This window comes from Acinetobacter sp. YH12136, from assembly GCF_013418545.1.
Classification (GTDB): Bacteria; Pseudomonadota; Gammaproteobacteria; order Pseudomonadales; family Moraxellaceae; genus Acinetobacter; species Acinetobacter towneri.
Genome location: NZ_VPBV01000007.1, coordinates 17,183 through 30,358 on the forward strand (window position 1 = coordinate 17,183; position 13,176 = coordinate 30,358).

A 13,176-nucleotide genomic window follows, 5' to 3' on the forward strand; every position below is an offset into this window, starting at 1 on the left:
TATGGGTCAGAAGGTTCATCCAATCGGTATCCGCCTAGGTGTTGTGAAACGTCATAACGCTAACTGGTATGCGAATCCGAAACAATACGCTGAATACTTGCTTAAAGACCTTCAAGTTCGTGAGTTTTTAACTAAAAAACTTAAGAACGCAATGGTAAGCAATATTCTTATCGAACGTCCAACGGGTGCTGCTAAAGTAACAATTAGCACTGCGCGTCCTGGTATCGTAATCGGTAAAAAAGGCGAAGACATTGAGAAATTACAACGCGAATTAACATCTATTATGGGTGTTCCTGCGCAAGTAAGCATCAACGAAATTGACCGTCCAGACTTAGATGCACGTTTAGTTGCTGAAGCAATCGCTTCTCAATTAGAAAAGCGTGTAATGTTCCGTCGTGCTATGAAGCGTGCGGTACAGAACTCTATGCGTGCTGGTGCTAAAGGTATCAAAGTTGAGGTTTCTGGTCGTTTAGGTGGTGCAGAGATTGCACGTACTGAATGGTATCGTGAAGGTCGTGTACCTTTGCATACACTTCGTGCGGACATCGACTATGCAACTATGCGTGCTGAAACTACTTACGGTACGATTGGCGTTAAAGTTTGGGTATTCCGTGGTGAAATCTTGGGTGGCATGAAACAAGTCATGAACCCAGCACCTGCTGAAGAACGTCCAGCTAAACGCGGTCGCGGTCGTGGTGAAGGTCAAGAGCGTCGTGGTCGTCGCAATGATCGTTCTGCTGAAAAAGGAGAATAATCCATGTTGCAACCTAAACGTACTAAATTCCGTAAGGTGCAAAAAGGCCGTAACACTGGCTTAGCGCACCGTGGTAGCTCAGTATCTTTCGGTACTATCGCTCTTAAATCAGTTGAACGTGGTCAAATGACTGCGCGTCAAATTGAAGCGGCACGTCGTACAATCAGCCGTCGTATTAAGCGTGGTGGTAAGATCTTTATCCGTGTATTCCCAGACAAACCAATTACTTCTAAGCCTCTTGAAGTGCGTATGGGTAAAGGTAAAGGTTCTGTGGAATATTGGGTTTGTCAAATCAAACCAGGTAAAGTCTTGTACGAAATTGATGGTGTGAACGAAGAATTGGCACGTGAAGCATTTACGCTTGCTGCTGCTAAACTTCCGTTTAAAACCACTATCGTGACTCGGACGGTAATGTAATGAAAACTAAAGATCTACGTGAAAAGTCGGTAGAAGAGTTGACAGCTTTGCTTGATGAGCAACAGCTTAACCAATTCCGTCTTCGTATGGCGAAAGCAACTGGTCAATTGGGTAAGTCGCATGAAGTTGCGCTTACTCGTAAAACTATTGCACGCATCAAGACCCTCCTTACCGAAAAACAGGGGAACGGGCAATGAGTCAAAATACAGTCCGCACGTTAACTGGCAAAGTTGTAAGCGACAAAATGGAAAAATCTATTGTTGTCCTTATTGAACGCCAAGTTCAACACCCGTTGTATGGCAAATTGATTCGCCGTTCAACCAAATTACACGCTCATGATGAGAACAATACAGCCAAGATTGGTGATGTTGTAACCATCAAAGAAAGCCGCCCAATGTCTAAAACTAAGTCATGGACTTTAGTTGAAGTTGTTGAAGCTGCTGCTGAGTAATTAACGTTCTTGTTGCATCATCGGTCAATTTCGAGTACTCTTTGAGCCTTTCGAAATTGTGACCGGTGATGCTCGGTTTTGGAGTAGGGCAATGATTCAAACCGAAACGATGCTTGACGTAGCTGACAACAGTGGTGCTCGCCGCGTACAATGTATTAAAGTACTAGGTGGTTCACATCGTCGTTATGCTTCTGTTGGCGACATTATTAAAGTTACTGTAAAAGAAGCTATTCCACGCGCACGTGTTAAAAAAGGTGACGTGATGAATGCTGTTGTTGTACGTACAAAGTTCGGTATTCGTCGTCCAGACGGTTCTGTGATCCGTTTTGATGATAACGCTGCTGTTATTTTGAATAACAACAAAGCACCGATTGCAACTCGTATTTTCGGACCAGTGACTCGTGAACTTCGTACTGAACAGTTCATGAAAATCATTTCATTGGCTCCTGAAGTTCTATAAGAGGCAATCATGGCTAAGATTAAAAAAGGCGATCAAGTAATTGTGATCGCAGGTAAAGAAAAAGGCAAACAGGGTACTGTTCTGTCAGTTTCTAATGACCGTGTTAAGGTCGAAGGTCTTAACTTGGTTAAGAAGCACCAGAAGCCAAACCGTGCTACGGGCGCTGAAGGCGGTATCGTAACGCAGGAAGCTTCGCTTCATATCTCAAACGTGGCAATTTTTAATGCTACAACCCAAAAGGCTGACCGTGTTGGTTACCAAACGATTGATGGCGTGAAAACTCGCGTTTATAAATCGAATGGTGAATCAGTGGCGGTGGCGAAGTAATAGGTTGAAATAGGCAATGGCCAGACTTAAAACACGTTACAACGACGAACTTAAGGCTCAATTACAAGAACAATTGGGCGTTAAGAATGTGATGGAGATCCCTCGCATCACTAAAATTACCATCAACATGGGTGTTGGTGCTGCAGCTGCTGACAAGAAATTGTTAGATGGCGCTCTTTCTGATATGCAAGCTATTGCTGGTCAAAAACCAGTTTTAACATTAGCTCGTAAATCAATCGCTGGTTTTAAAATCCGTGATGGTTGGCCGATTGGTTGTAAAGTTACTTTACGCGGCGAACGTATGTACGAATTCTTAGACCGTTTGATCTCTATCGCGATCCCTCGTATCCGTGACTTCCGTGGTTTCTCTTCGAAATCATTTGATGGTCGTGGTAACTACTCTATGGGTCTCAAGGAACAAATCATGTTCCCTGAAATCGATTTCGATAAGATTGATCAAATTCGTGGTATGGACATCACCATTACTACGACTGCTCGCACCGATGACGAAGGCCGTGCGCTTATGCGTGCATTCGGCTTCCCGTTCAAATAAGAGGTCGATATGGCTAAGAAAGGTATGATTAATCGCGAATTGAAACGCGAAGCTACTGTTGCTAAATACGCTGCAAAACGTGCTGAATTAAAAGCAACGATTGCAAACGTAAATGCAAGCGACGAAGAGCGTTTCGAAGCGATGATGAAATTACAAGCATTACCACGTAATGCGTCTCCAGTACGTCTTCGTAACCGTTGTGGTTTAACTGGTCGTCCTCATGGTTACTTCCGTAAGTTCGGTTTAAGCCGTAACAAATTACGTGACACAGTAATGCAAGGTGATGTACCGGGCGTTGTTAAGGCAAGCTGGTAAGGAGCACTATAAATGAGTATGCAAGATACCGTTGCCGACATGCTAACGCGTGTTCGTAACGCTCAAATGGCAAAGAAACAAACTGTTTCTATGCCTAATTCTAAGTTGAAGGTTGCTATTGCAAACGTACTTCAACAAGAAGGTTATATCGCAAATGTAGAAGTGGCTGACAACGAAGGCAAACCTACATTAACGATTACTTTAAAATACTATGAAGGCAAACCAGTTATCGAAACTGTGAAACGCGTAAGCCGTCCAGGTCTACGTCAGTATCGCGGTAAAGATGCACTTCCAAGCGTTAAGCAAGGTTTAGGTATTGCAATCGTTTCTACAAGCAAAGGCATCATGACTGATCGCGCTGCACGTGCTGCAGGTATCGGTGGTGAAGTTATTGCTTTTGTTTCTTAATAATAGGTGATTCCTCATGTCTCGTGTGGCTAAAGCCCCAGTAACTGTACCTAACGGTGTTACAGTTACTCAGAACGGCCGGCAGGTCGAAGTGAAAGGCAGCAAAGGTACATTGTCTTTCAACCTGCATGCGCTGGTCGAGCTAAAACAGGAAGACGGTATTTTAGCTATTGCTCCTAAAGCTGAGTCGAAAGACGCTTGGATGCAAGCTGGTACTGCTCGCGCTGTGCTTAACAACCTTGTAAAAGGTGTGAGCGAAGGCTTCGAACGTAAGTTGCAATTGATTGGTGTTGGTTATAAAGCTGCGGTAAAAGGTAACGTTGTTAACCTTAACCTTGGTTTTTCACACCCAATCGATTACACCCTTCCTGAAGGTGTGACTGCAGAAACTCCAACTGCAACTGAAATTATCCTTAAATCTGCTGATAAAGCAGCTTTAGGTCAAGTTGCTGCGGATATCCGTGGATACCGTCCACCAGAGCCATATAAAGGTAAAGGTGTTCGTTATTCGGATGAAGTTGTTCTTCGTAAAGAAGCTAAGAAGAAATAAGGCGCGAGGTTCTTATGAACGAAAAGAAACAATCCCGTTTGCGTCGTGCGAAAAGCACACGCTTGCACATCCGTGCATTGGGTGCGACTCGTTTGTGTGTAAACCGCACGCCGCGTCACATCTATGCTCAAGTTATTTCAGCAGATGGTGGCAAAGTTTTAGCGCAAGCTTCAACTTTAGATGCTACTTTACGTGCTGGTACAACTGGTAACGTTGAAGCAGCTCAAAAAGTAGGTGCTTTAATTGCAGAACGCGCGAAAGCAGCTGGCGTAACTAAAGTTGCGTTTGACCGTTCTGGTTTTAAATATCATGGTCGTATCAAAGCCTTGGCTGATGCTGCTCGTGAAAACGGCTTGGAGTTCTAATCATGGCTAAAGTTGAACAAAACGAAGGTCTTGTTGAAAAGCTGGTTGCCGTTGATCGCGTAGCCAAAGTTGTTAAAGGTGGTCGTATCTTCTCTTTCACAGCATTAACTGTTGTGGGTGATGGTAATGGTCGCGTAGGTTTTGGTCGTGGTAAAGCACGTGAAGTTCCAGCTGCTATTTCTAAAGCACTTGAAGCTGCACGTCGTAACATGATCACTATCGAATTGGCAGATGGTACTTTACAACACCCGATTCATGCGCGTCATGGTGCAAGCCGTGTTTACATGCAACCAGCATCTGAAGGTACTGGTGTAATTGCGGGTGGTTCTATGCGTGCAGTTTTAGAAGCTGCAGGTGTACGTAACGTATTGACTAAATGCCGTGGTTCTACTAACGCTGCAAACGTAGTGAACGCAACTTTTAACGGTTTGCGTGACATGACAACTCCTGAAAAGGTTGCTGCGAAACGTGGTCTTTCAGTAGAACAAATTCAAGGGTAATCAATCATGAAAACGATTAAAGTTACCCAGACTAAATCTGCATCGCACCGCTTGAAAAATCACAAGCTTAGCCTTAAAGGTTTAGGTCTGCGTCGTATTGGTCATACTGTAGAAGTGCAAGATACGCCTTCTAACCGTGGTATGATCAACCAAGTCTACTATATGGTTAGTGTAGAGGAATAAGCCATGACTCTGCGTTTAAATGAACTTGCACCTGCAGAAGGTGCTAAGCGTGAAGCCCGTCGTTTAGGCCGTGGTATCGGTTCTGGCGTTGGTAAGACTGGTGGTCGTGGTATCAAAGGTCAAAACTCACGTAAGAGCGGTGGTACACGTCCTGGATTCGAAGGTGGTCAAACTGCGTTATATCGTCGTTTACCTAAATTCGGTTTCACTAGCCAAATCGCTTTGAAAACTGCTGAAGTACGTTTATCTGAGCTTGCTAAAGTGGAAGGCGACATCGTTAGCCTTGAAACTTTAAAAGCAGCGAACGTTGTACGTAAAGATATGGCTCGTGCTCGTATCGTACTTTCTGGTGAAATTACTCGCGCATTCACTATTCAAGGTGTTGCTGTGACTAAAGGCGCTAAAGCTGCTGTTGAAGCGGCTGGCGGTAAAGTCGAGGAGTAATCCCCAGTGTCTATGTCTCCTAGTTCTTCAGGTCATGTTCACATGATGAAAGGCCAACCATTTCACGTGAAATACCGTGAAATTATACGCCGAATGATGTTTCTCATTGGTGCGTTATTGGTATTTCGACTAGGAGCGCATATTCCAGTACCAGGCATTAATAATGCCGCACTTGAACAATTGTTTAATGCAAACCAAGGTACAATTCTTGGTTTGTTTAACATGTTTTCGGGTGGTGCATTAGAGCGGATGTCGATTCTTGCTTTAGGGATCATGCCATACATTTCTGCTTCGATTATCGTACAGTTAATGTCTACCGTGGTTCCTTCGCTTGAAGCTTTGAAAAAAGAAGGCGAGCAAGGTAAACGCAAAATTAATCAATATACGCGCCAAGGCACATTGTTTCTTGCACTTGTGCAAGCGATTGGGATGTGTGCAGGTCTGATTAGTCAAGGGATTACCTTAACTTCAGGTCTGGCTTTTTACGTTCCAGCTGTGACCTCTTTGGTTGCAGGCACAATGTTCCTAATGTGGTTGGGTGAACAAATTACCGAACGCGGAGTGGGTAATGGTATTTCCATGATCATTTTCGCAGGTATTGTTGCAGGCTTGCCTAATTTAATTATGCAATCCTTCACATCTATTGACAGTGGTCAGTCAAGCCTGATTGGTTTGGCAATTTTTGGTTTATTGTCTTTAGGTGTACTTGCAGCGATTGTGTTTATTGAGAAGGCGCAGCGTCGTATTCCAGTAAACTATGCTCAAAAACAACAAGGTCGTCGTGTATTTACTGCTCAGCAAACGCATTTGCCATTAAAAATTAATATGGCAGGTGTGATTCCAGCAATTTTTGCCAGTTCATTGCTTTTGTTCCCAGCGAGCTTAGGTCAATGGGTCGGCAGTGCGGATCCTAGTGCTGGATTAATCAAGCGTAGTCTACAAGACTTGGCATTGGTATTGTCGCCTGGACAACCGTTGTATTTGGTGCTCTTTGGTGCGTTAATTATCTTTTTCTGTTACTTCTACACTGCGCTGGTTTTCAGTCCTAAAGAAGTTTCGGAAAACTTGAAACGCAGCGGAGCTTATGTGCCTGGTATTCGCCCAGGTGAGCAAACTGCTCGTTACTTAGATCATATTCTCAGTCGTTTGACCTTTATTGGCGCGATTTACATCACTGTAGTCTGCTTAATGCCGATGATTCTACAAAGCTCATTTGGAATTCCATTTAGCTTAGGTGGTACATCATTATTAATCGTTGTAGTGGTTGTGATGGACTTTATGGCTCAGCTTCAAGCACATCTCACCTCGCACCAGTACGATAATCAAACGTTAATGAGAAAAACGACTGCTCATCCTAAGGGATAAGCGCACTTAGAGGTTTCATCATGAAAGTACAAGCTTCTGTAAAGAAAATTTGTGGTAGCTGCAAAGTTATCCGTCGTAATGGGGTTATTCGCGTAATTTGCAGCGCAGAACCTCGTCATAAGCAGCGTCAAGGTTAATTTGATTAAGACCTGTTGATTTCAGTAGGCTAATTAGGTTATTATCCGCCCCTCAAGATTTTTGTGGGGCGGTTGATTATCTTAACTGCCTTTTTGGAGAAAATTGAATGGCTCGTATTGCCGGTGTAAACATTCCGGATAACAAGCACGCTGTTATCTCTCTCACTTATATCTTTGGTATTGGTCGCCACACTGCTAAGACTATCTTAGCTGCTGCTGGTATCGCACCAACAACAAAGATCCGTGAATTAGATGACGCTCAGCTTGATGCGATTCGTGCAGAAGTTGCTAAGGTTCCGACCGAAGGTGACTTACGTCGCGAAATTTCCATGAACATTAAACGTTTAATGGATTTAGGCTGCTACCGCGGTCTTCGTCATCGTCGCAGCTTGCCTGTCCGTGGTCAACGCACCAAAACTAACGCACGTACCCGTAAAGGTCCGCGCAAACCGATTAAGAAATAAGATTTCTGGAAGCTAAAAGATGGCTAAAGATACTCGCACACGCAAGAAGGTCACTCGTACCGTCTCTGAAGGTGTTGCACACATTCACGCTTCTTTTAATAACACCATTGTGACCATTACCGATCGTCAAGGTAATGCACTGGCTTGGGCTACCTCAGGTGGACAAGGCTTCCGTGGATCACGTAAATCAACTCCGTTCGCTGCTCAGGTAGCTGCTGAAGTTGCTGGTAAAGCTGCTTTAGATTACGGTTTGAAAAACTTGGACGTCCTTGTTAAAGGTCCTGGTCCAGGTCGTGAGTCTGCGGTTCGTGCATTAGGTGCAGTGGGTTATAAAATTAACAGCATTACCGATGTGACTCCAATCCCTCACAACGGTTGCCGTCCACCTAAAAAACGTCGCGTGTAAGGAGAAACATTCATGGCTCGTTATATTGGTCCAAAATGCAAACTCTCTCGCCGCGAAGGGACAGACCTGCAACTAAAATCTGGCGTTAAACCATTTGACGTCAAAACTAAAAAACACGCTAAAGCTCCTGGCCAACATGGCGGGGCTCGTGGTGGTAAGCAATCTGAGTACTCACTACAATTACGTGAAAAACAAAAAGTACGTCGTATGTACGGTGTTTTAGAGCGTCAATTTAGTAACTACTATAAAGAAGCTGCTCGTGTGAAAGGCGCAACAGGTGAAAACTTGTTGAAATTGCTCGAAAGCCGTCTTGATAACGTTGTTTATCGCATGGGTTTTGGTTCTACACGTGCAGAAGCTCGTCAGCTTGTATCTCACCGTAGCATTACTTTAAATGGTCGTCGTGTTAACATTGCGTCTATTCAAGTTAAAGCTGGTGATGTAATTGCAGTTCACGAAGGTGCAAAACAACAATTACGTATTAAAAACGCAATTGAATTGGCTGCTCAACGTGGTATCCCTTCATGGATGGAAGTTGACCATTCTAAATTTGAAGGTACGTTTAAAGCTGCACCAGATCGTTCTGATTTACCTGCTGAAATCAACGAAAGCTTGATTGTAGAATTGTATTCTAAATAATCCTTGAGGTAGCAATAATGACGCGTACTGCAAATGAGTTTCTTACTCCGCAAGCGATCAAGGTCGAAGCGGCAAGCGGGACCTCGGCAAAAGTTATTCTAGAACCATTAGAGCGTGGCTTTGGTCACACTCTTGGTAATGCTTTACGTCGCATCCTTCTTTCTTCTTTACCTGGCGCAGCTGTGGTAGAAGTTGAAATTGAAGGTGTCGAGCACGAGTACAGTACTTTGGAAGGCTTGCAGCAGGACATCGTCGAGCTCTTGCTGAACCTGAAAGGATTGTCTATTAAGCTGTTCGATCAAAATGAAGCTTATTTGACATTGGAAAAACAAGGTCCAGGCGATGTAACAGCTGCAGACCTTCGTTTACCGCATAATGTTGAAGTGGTTAACCCTGAACACTTGATTGGCACTTTAAGTGCTACAGGCAATTTAAAAATGCGCCTGAAAGTTGCTCAAGGCCGTGGTTATGAAACATCTGACTCACGTTTCCCAGAAGGCGAAACTCGCCCTGTAGGTCGTTTGCAGTTAGATGCTTCTTATAGCCCAATCAAACGTGTGTCTTACATCGTAGAAAATGCGCGTGTAGAACAACGTACTGACCTTGACAAGTTGGTCATTGATCTTGAAACCAACGGAACTGTAGATCCAGAAGAAGCGATCCGCAAAGCGGCAACAATCTTGCAACAACAAATTGCAATTTTTGTTGATCTTCAGAAAGATCAAGCTCCTGTTGCTCAAGAGCCTCGTGAAGAAGTTGACCCAATCTTGCTTCGTCCAGTAGATGATCTAGAGCTTACTGTTCGTTCTGCTAACTGTTTGAAAGCAGAAAATATTTACTACATTGGTGATCTTGTACAGCGTACTGAAGTTGAGCTACTTAAAACGCCTAACTTGGGTAAAAAATCGCTTACAGAGATCAAAGATGTTCTGGCTTCTAAAGGCTTACAGCTCGGCATGCGTTTAGAGAACTGGCCACCGGCTAGTCTCCGTATGGACGATCGTTTCGCCTATCGTAGCCGTTAATTAAGTAGGACTATCACCATGCGTCATCGTAATAGTGGTGTGAAATTAGGCCGTACAAGCAGCCATCGCAAAGCGATGTTCCAAAACTTGGCTAATTCTTTGTTCGAACACGAGTTAATCAAAACAACTGTTCCTAAAGCAAAAGAATTACGTCGTGTTGCTGAGCCTTTAATCACTTTAGCTAAAAACGATACAGTAGCAAACCGTCGTTTAGCGTTTGCTCGTACTCGTTCAGCAGCAACTGTTGGTAAATTATTTACCGTTCTTGGCCCTCGTTACAAAGAGCGTAACGGCGGTTATCTACGTGTTCTTAAAGCGGGCTTCCGTGCGGGTGATGCTGCACCGATGGCTTACGTTGAGCTTGTAGATCGCGAAGTTAAATAATTTCGCTAAGAATAACGCACGTTGTTCAGAAAAAGACCGGTTTTACCGGTCTTTTTTTATGAAAAAAATATATTGAATCTCAATAAATGATGAAATTGTCCCGAATTGATATAAATTTTAGTAACTTTTGCTAAACTTGACATTGTGTATTGTCAAATTTATGCTTTAATAAAAAACATCATTCAAGCTGGACAATAAAACATGGATAAGCAGGTTGATATATTAATTATTGGGGCAGGGATTTCGGGCATTGGTGTAGCAGCACATTTAAGTCAAAACTGCCCACAGCGTTCTTTTGAAATTATTGAGCGTCGTCAAAGTTTTGGTGGCACTTGGGATTTATTCCAATATCCGGGCATTCGTTCAGATTCGGATATGTCGACTTTTGGTTATAATTTTAAGCCTTGGAAAAAAACCAATGTACTTGCCGATGGCGCATCTATCAAAGACTATCTAGAAGAAGTCATTCAAGAAAAAGCCTTACACTCAAAAATTCATTTTCAGCATCGTGTGTTATCTGCCAATTATGACTCTCAAACACGTAAGTGGATGTTACGTATAGAAAATGCAGTGCAACAGATTGAAACTTGGGTGGCTAATTTTGTTTTAGGTTGCACAGGCTATTACAATTACGATCAAGGTTTTCAGCCTGACTTTCCGAATCAACATGCGTTTAAAGGTACATTTATTCACCCACAGCATTGGCCTGAGAATTTAGATTATCGTGGTAAAAAGGTCTTAATTATTGGTAGTGGTGCAACCGCCATTACCTTAGTACCTGCTATGTCAAAAGGTGGTGCAGCGCATGTCACCATGCTACAACGCTCGCCGACTTATATTGCTTCAGTGCCTGCAATGGATTTTGTTTATCAGCAAATGCGTAAAGTTTTGCCTGAAGATGTTGCTTACAAAATCACGCGCGCACGTAATATTGGCATGCAACGCGCAATTTATGCTTTAGCACAAAAGCAGCCGAAATTACTGCGGACTTTGTTGCTGAAATCTATCCAAATGCAGCTCAAAGGCAAGGTGGATATGAAGCATTTCACACCACATTATAATCCGTGGGATCAGCGTTTATGTGTTGTGCCTGATGGTGATTTATTTAAGATTTTACGCGAAGGACATGCCTCGATTGAAACTGATCAAATTGCTAGTTTTACTGAAACAGGTGTGCAATTAAAATCAGGTAAACATTTGGATGCCGATATTATTGTGTCTGCGACAGGTTTGAATATTCAAATTCTAGGCGGTATTCAAGCCACAATTGATGGTGAGCCTTTGGATACCTCCAAACACATGCTGTATCAAGGTGTGATGGTCAGCGATGTGCCGAATATGGCGATGATTATTGGCTATATTAATGCGTCTTGGACACTTAAAGTGGATGTGGCTGCGGATTATATTTGTCGTTTGCTCAATTATATGGATCGACAAGGTTATGACGAGGTGATTCCTCAAGGTGACCAAACAGAGTTGTTAGAAGATACGGTGATGGGCAGTTTGAGTTCGGGCTATATCGCACGTGCTGCTGATGTGATGCCAAAGCAAGGCAAACATGCGCCATGGCGAGTCACTAACAATTACTTAGAAGATCGCAAAACTTTAAAACAAGCAAGCTTTGAAGATGGTATTTTAAAGTTCAAACAGGCTGTGCCTGCACAGCAGCGTAAACCTAAATTAGTGTCTTAAATCGTTGGGTGCAAAAATAATATGGTGCAAGGGATTTAAAATCTCTTGCGCCATTTTTATGTTGAAGTGGTAATTTTATAAAGAACGTGAAATCAGCTCTTTCATAATTTCATTGGTGCCTGCATAAATACGATTGGCCCGATTGTCTAAGTAAGCACGTGCAATTGGATACTCAAGCATATAGCCATAACCACCATGCAGTTGTAGACATTCATCCACCACTTTGGAGTACATCTCTGAAATTTTATATTTGGCGGCCGCTGCAGCTTCAACACTGAGCTGATCTTGAAGTTGTAACTGCATACATTGATCTAAAAAAGCACGACAGAAATCAATTTCGGTGCGTAATTCTGCCAGTTTAAAGCGCGTATTTTGAAAGCTATGAATACTTTTGCCAAAGGCTTGACGTTGCTGAGTATATTGCAGTGTATGTGCAAAAGCAGCTTCTGCACCTGCTTGGCAAATAATCGCGACAATTAAGCGTTCCCAAGCCAGTTCTTTCATCAGCATGATAAAGCCCATGCCTTCTGCACCCAATAAATTGCTGCGAGGCACGCGGACATTATCAAAAAATAATTCGCAAGTGTCCTGACCTTTCATACCAATTTTATTCAGTGGTTTGCCTTTGCTAAATCCCGCACGGTCTGCTTCTACCAATATTAAAGACAGATTGGCTGAACCTTTGTCTGTGTTCGCTGTTTTACATACCACAATCGCCATGTCGCACAAATAGCCGTTGGTAATAAAAATTTTAGAACCATTAATCACGTATTCATCGCCATCCAATACCGCAGAGGTACGCACAGCTTGTAAGTCTGAACCTGTACCGGGTTCGGTCATGGCAATCGCGGTTATCACTTCGCCTGTGGCCATGCGGGGTAACCAGTGTTGTTTTTGTTCAGTTGTGCCAAAGTTATTAATGTAATTGGCGACAATATCTGAATGCAGTGAAAAACCGGTAGCACTGTCACCTGCATAGGCTTGTTCTTCAATCAAAATCATGCTGTATAAGCGGTCTACCCCTGAACCTGCATATTCTTCAGGCATGGTGCTACACAGCAAACCCAAAGCACCTGCTTTACGCCATAGCTCACGATCTACATGCTGCTGCGCTTCAAATTTTTCAGTATGGAGGATGACTTCCTGCAAATAGAATTTTCGTACCAAATCACGAAAACTGTCGTGTTCAGCACTGAATAAGGTGCGCGGTAACATATTGGCAATGGGGCGAATTGCGGCAGATTGCATGGTTTTATCTTCCTGATGTTGTTATTTTGAATTCACCTTAGAAGAATTTATAGGGGGCAACAAGGTGCAAAAGTTTCAATTGCAAATGA

Annotated in this window: 23 protein-coding genes; 22 read left to right on the forward strand and 1 reads right to left on the reverse strand. The window is 43.2% G+C overall.

The window, feature by feature from the left end; all coding sequences use genetic code 11:
* Nucleotide 1: 1 nt before the first annotated feature.
* From rpsC to FTU71_RS04825, 22 genes are all read left to right on the forward strand, one after another.
* Complete coding sequence (gene rpsC / locus FTU71_RS04720) at nt 2-754, forward strand: 30S ribosomal protein S3 (protein WP_004974711.1); 753 nt, start codon at nt 2-4, stop codon at nt 752-754.
* 3 nt (nt 755-757) lie between these two features.
* Entirely contained in the window at nt 758-1,171 is a 414-nt protein-coding gene (gene rplP / locus FTU71_RS04725; RefSeq protein ID WP_004691317.1) for a 50S ribosomal protein L16, read from the forward strand.
* Nucleotides 1,171-1,368 (forward strand): 50S ribosomal protein L29, encoded by a 198-nt coding sequence (gene rpmC, locus FTU71_RS04730; protein ID WP_004650482.1) that lies wholly within the window; start codon nt 1,171-1,173, stop codon nt 1,366-1,368. The genes rplP and rpmC overlap by 1 nt, the downstream gene beginning before the upstream one ends.
* Nucleotides 1,365-1,622 (forward strand): 30S ribosomal protein S17, encoded by a 258-nt coding sequence (gene rpsQ / locus FTU71_RS04735; RefSeq protein ID WP_004974714.1) that lies wholly within the window; start codon nt 1,365-1,367, stop codon nt 1,620-1,622. Before rpmC ends, rpsQ begins: the two co-directional genes overlap by 4 nt.
* Before the next feature lie 91 nt (nt 1,623-1,713).
* Complete coding sequence (gene rplN / locus FTU71_RS04740) at nt 1,714-2,082, forward strand: 50S ribosomal protein L14 (RefSeq protein WP_001982634.1); 369 nt, start codon at nt 1,714-1,716, stop codon at nt 2,080-2,082.
* 9 nt (nt 2,083-2,091) lie between these two features.
* Nucleotides 2,092-2,409: a 50S ribosomal protein L24 gene (gene rplX, locus FTU71_RS04745; RefSeq protein WP_004974717.1), complete on the forward strand. Its 318-nt coding sequence runs from the start codon at nt 2,092-2,094 to the stop codon at nt 2,407-2,409.
* A gap of 16 nt (nt 2,410-2,425) precedes the next feature.
* On the forward strand, nt 2,426-2,962 hold the full coding sequence (rplE, locus tag FTU71_RS04750) for a 50S ribosomal protein L5 (protein WP_004974719.1): 537 nt from the start codon (nt 2,426-2,428) through the stop codon (nt 2,960-2,962).
* Nucleotides 2,963-2,971: 9 nt separating this feature from the next.
* Entirely contained in the window at nt 2,972-3,277 is a 306-nt protein-coding gene (gene rpsN, locus FTU71_RS04755; protein ID WP_004825185.1) for a 30S ribosomal protein S14, read from the forward strand.
* A 12-nt stretch (nt 3,278-3,289) separates the two neighbouring features.
* Nucleotides 3,290-3,685, forward strand: a complete 396-nt coding sequence (gene rpsH / locus FTU71_RS04760) for a 30S ribosomal protein S8 (RefSeq protein ID WP_004974720.1) — start codon at nt 3,290-3,292, stop codon at nt 3,683-3,685.
* Between the two features lie 16 nt (nt 3,686-3,701).
* The gene (rplF, locus tag FTU71_RS04765; protein ID WP_004974722.1) at nt 3,702-4,235 is read left to right on the forward strand and encodes a 50S ribosomal protein L6; all 534 of its coding nucleotides are present in this window, start codon (nt 3,702-3,704) and stop codon (nt 4,233-4,235) included.
* A gap of 14 nt (nt 4,236-4,249) precedes the next feature.
* Nucleotides 4,250-4,600: a 50S ribosomal protein L18 gene (rplR, locus tag FTU71_RS04770; protein WP_004281497.1), complete on the forward strand. Its 351-nt coding sequence runs from the start codon at nt 4,250-4,252 to the stop codon at nt 4,598-4,600.
* Nucleotides 4,601-4,602: 2 nt separating this feature from the next.
* The gene (rpsE, locus tag FTU71_RS04775) at nt 4,603-5,100 is read left to right on the forward strand and encodes a 30S ribosomal protein S5 (RefSeq protein ID WP_004974725.1); all 498 of its coding nucleotides are present in this window, start codon (nt 4,603-4,605) and stop codon (nt 5,098-5,100) included.
* A gap of 6 nt (nt 5,101-5,106) precedes the next feature.
* On the forward strand, nt 5,107-5,283 hold the full coding sequence (gene rpmD / locus FTU71_RS04780; RefSeq protein WP_004786899.1) for a 50S ribosomal protein L30: 177 nt from the start codon (nt 5,107-5,109) through the stop codon (nt 5,281-5,283).
* A 3-nt stretch (nt 5,284-5,286) separates the two neighbouring features.
* Entirely contained in the window at nt 5,287-5,727 is a 441-nt protein-coding gene (rplO, locus tag FTU71_RS04785; RefSeq protein WP_004974728.1) for a 50S ribosomal protein L15, read from the forward strand.
* Between the two features lie 45 nt (nt 5,728-5,772).
* Entirely contained in the window at nt 5,773-7,092 is a 1,320-nt protein-coding gene (gene secY, locus FTU71_RS04790; protein WP_171324833.1) for a preprotein translocase subunit SecY, read from the forward strand.
* A gap of 20 nt (nt 7,093-7,112) precedes the next feature.
* Nucleotides 7,113-7,229 carry a 50S ribosomal protein L36 gene (rpmJ, locus tag FTU71_RS04795; protein WP_000867907.1) on the forward strand — a complete coding sequence of 39 codons (117 nt, stop codon included), beginning with the start codon at nt 7,113-7,115 and terminating at the stop codon, nt 7,227-7,229.
* A gap of 107 nt (nt 7,230-7,336) precedes the next feature.
* Nucleotides 7,337-7,693: a 30S ribosomal protein S13 gene (gene rpsM / locus FTU71_RS04800; protein ID WP_004974734.1), complete on the forward strand. Its 357-nt coding sequence runs from the start codon at nt 7,337-7,339 to the stop codon at nt 7,691-7,693.
* Between the two features lie 19 nt (nt 7,694-7,712).
* Entirely contained in the window at nt 7,713-8,099 is a 387-nt protein-coding gene (gene rpsK / locus FTU71_RS04805) for a 30S ribosomal protein S11 (RefSeq protein ID WP_001040166.1), read from the forward strand.
* A 12-nt stretch (nt 8,100-8,111) separates the two neighbouring features.
* A complete protein-coding gene (gene rpsD / locus FTU71_RS04810) occupies nt 8,112-8,738 on the forward strand; it encodes a 30S ribosomal protein S4 (RefSeq protein ID WP_004974744.1) in 627 nt (208 codons plus the stop codon).
* A 17-nt stretch (nt 8,739-8,755) separates the two neighbouring features.
* Entirely contained in the window at nt 8,756-9,763 is a 1,008-nt protein-coding gene (locus FTU71_RS04815; RefSeq protein ID WP_096901364.1) for a DNA-directed RNA polymerase subunit alpha, read from the forward strand.
* A gap of 18 nt (nt 9,764-9,781) precedes the next feature.
* A complete protein-coding gene (gene rplQ / locus FTU71_RS04820; protein ID WP_004974746.1) occupies nt 9,782-10,147 on the forward strand; it encodes a 50S ribosomal protein L17 in 366 nt (121 codons plus the stop codon).
* Nucleotides 10,148-10,348: 201 nt separating this feature from the next.
* The gene (locus FTU71_RS04825; RefSeq protein ID WP_179989874.1) at nt 10,349-11,839 is read left to right on the forward strand and encodes an NAD(P)/FAD-dependent oxidoreductase; all 1,491 of its coding nucleotides are present in this window, start codon (nt 10,349-10,351) and stop codon (nt 11,837-11,839) included.
* Nucleotides 11,840-11,914: 75 nt separating this feature from the next.
* Here the strand turns inward: FTU71_RS04825 and FTU71_RS04830 are convergent, their stop codons facing one another.
* Nucleotides 11,915-13,087 carry an acyl-CoA dehydrogenase family protein gene (locus FTU71_RS04830; RefSeq protein WP_179993949.1) on the reverse strand — a complete coding sequence of 391 codons (1,173 nt, stop codon included), beginning with the start codon at nt 13,085-13,087 and terminating at the stop codon, nt 11,915-11,917.
* Nucleotides 13,088-13,176: the final 89 nt, after the last annotated feature.

What these genes read in the sequence shown, in the direction of transcription:
- secY (WP_171324833.1), top strand. Translation starts at nt 5,773, where the DNA reads ATGAAAGGCCAACCATTTCACGTGAAATACCGTGAAATTATACGCCGA.
- rplP (WP_004691317.1), top strand. Translation starts at nt 758, where the DNA reads ATGTTGCAACCTAAACGTACTAAATTCCGTAAGGTGCAAAAAGGCCGT.
- rplX (WP_004974717.1), top strand. Translation starts at nt 2,092, where the DNA reads ATGGCTAAGATTAAAAAAGGCGATCAAGTAATTGTGATCGCAGGTAAA.
- rpsN (WP_004825185.1), top strand. Translation starts at nt 2,972, where the DNA reads ATGGCTAAGAAAGGTATGATTAATCGCGAATTGAAACGCGAAGCTACT.
- rpsE (WP_004974725.1), top strand. Translation starts at nt 4,603, where the DNA reads ATGGCTAAAGTTGAACAAAACGAAGGTCTTGTTGAAAAGCTGGTTGCC.
- rpmD (WP_004786899.1), top strand. Translation starts at nt 5,107, where the DNA reads ATGAAAACGATTAAAGTTACCCAGACTAAATCTGCATCGCACCGCTTG.
- rpsK (WP_001040166.1), top strand. Translation starts at nt 7,713, where the DNA reads ATGGCTAAAGATACTCGCACACGCAAGAAGGTCACTCGTACCGTCTCT.
- rplF (WP_004974722.1), top strand. Translation starts at nt 3,702, where the DNA reads ATGTCTCGTGTGGCTAAAGCCCCAGTAACTGTACCTAACGGTGTTACA.
- FTU71_RS04830 (WP_179993949.1), bottom strand. Translation starts at nt 13,087, where the DNA reads ATGCAATCTGCCGCAATTCGCCCCATTGCCAATATGTTACCGCGCACC.
- rplO (WP_004974728.1), top strand. Translation starts at nt 5,287, where the DNA reads ATGACTCTGCGTTTAAATGAACTTGCACCTGCAGAAGGTGCTAAGCGT.
- rpsH (WP_004974720.1), top strand. Translation starts at nt 3,290, where the DNA reads ATGAGTATGCAAGATACCGTTGCCGACATGCTAACGCGTGTTCGTAAC.
- rplE (WP_004974719.1), top strand. Translation starts at nt 2,426, where the DNA reads ATGGCCAGACTTAAAACACGTTACAACGACGAACTTAAGGCTCAATTA.
- rpmC (WP_004650482.1), top strand. Translation starts at nt 1,171, where the DNA reads ATGAAAACTAAAGATCTACGTGAAAAGTCGGTAGAAGAGTTGACAGCT.
- rpsM (WP_004974734.1), top strand. Translation starts at nt 7,337, where the DNA reads ATGGCTCGTATTGCCGGTGTAAACATTCCGGATAACAAGCACGCTGTT.
- rplQ (WP_004974746.1), top strand. Translation starts at nt 9,782, where the DNA reads ATGCGTCATCGTAATAGTGGTGTGAAATTAGGCCGTACAAGCAGCCAT.
- rpsD (WP_004974744.1), top strand. Translation starts at nt 8,112, where the DNA reads ATGGCTCGTTATATTGGTCCAAAATGCAAACTCTCTCGCCGCGAAGGG.
- rpmJ (WP_000867907.1), top strand. Translation starts at nt 7,113, where the DNA reads ATGAAAGTACAAGCTTCTGTAAAGAAAATTTGTGGTAGCTGCAAAGTT.
- rpsC (WP_004974711.1), top strand. Translation starts at nt 2, where the DNA reads ATGGGTCAGAAGGTTCATCCAATCGGTATCCGCCTAGGTGTTGTGAAA.
- rpsQ (WP_004974714.1), top strand. Translation starts at nt 1,365, where the DNA reads ATGAGTCAAAATACAGTCCGCACGTTAACTGGCAAAGTTGTAAGCGAC.
- rplN (WP_001982634.1), top strand. Translation starts at nt 1,714, where the DNA reads ATGATTCAAACCGAAACGATGCTTGACGTAGCTGACAACAGTGGTGCT.
- rplR (WP_004281497.1), top strand. Translation starts at nt 4,250, where the DNA reads ATGAACGAAAAGAAACAATCCCGTTTGCGTCGTGCGAAAAGCACACGC.
- FTU71_RS04825 (WP_179989874.1), top strand. Translation starts at nt 10,349, where the DNA reads ATGGATAAGCAGGTTGATATATTAATTATTGGGGCAGGGATTTCGGGC.
- FTU71_RS04815 (WP_096901364.1), top strand. Translation starts at nt 8,756, where the DNA reads ATGACGCGTACTGCAAATGAGTTTCTTACTCCGCAAGCGATCAAGGTC.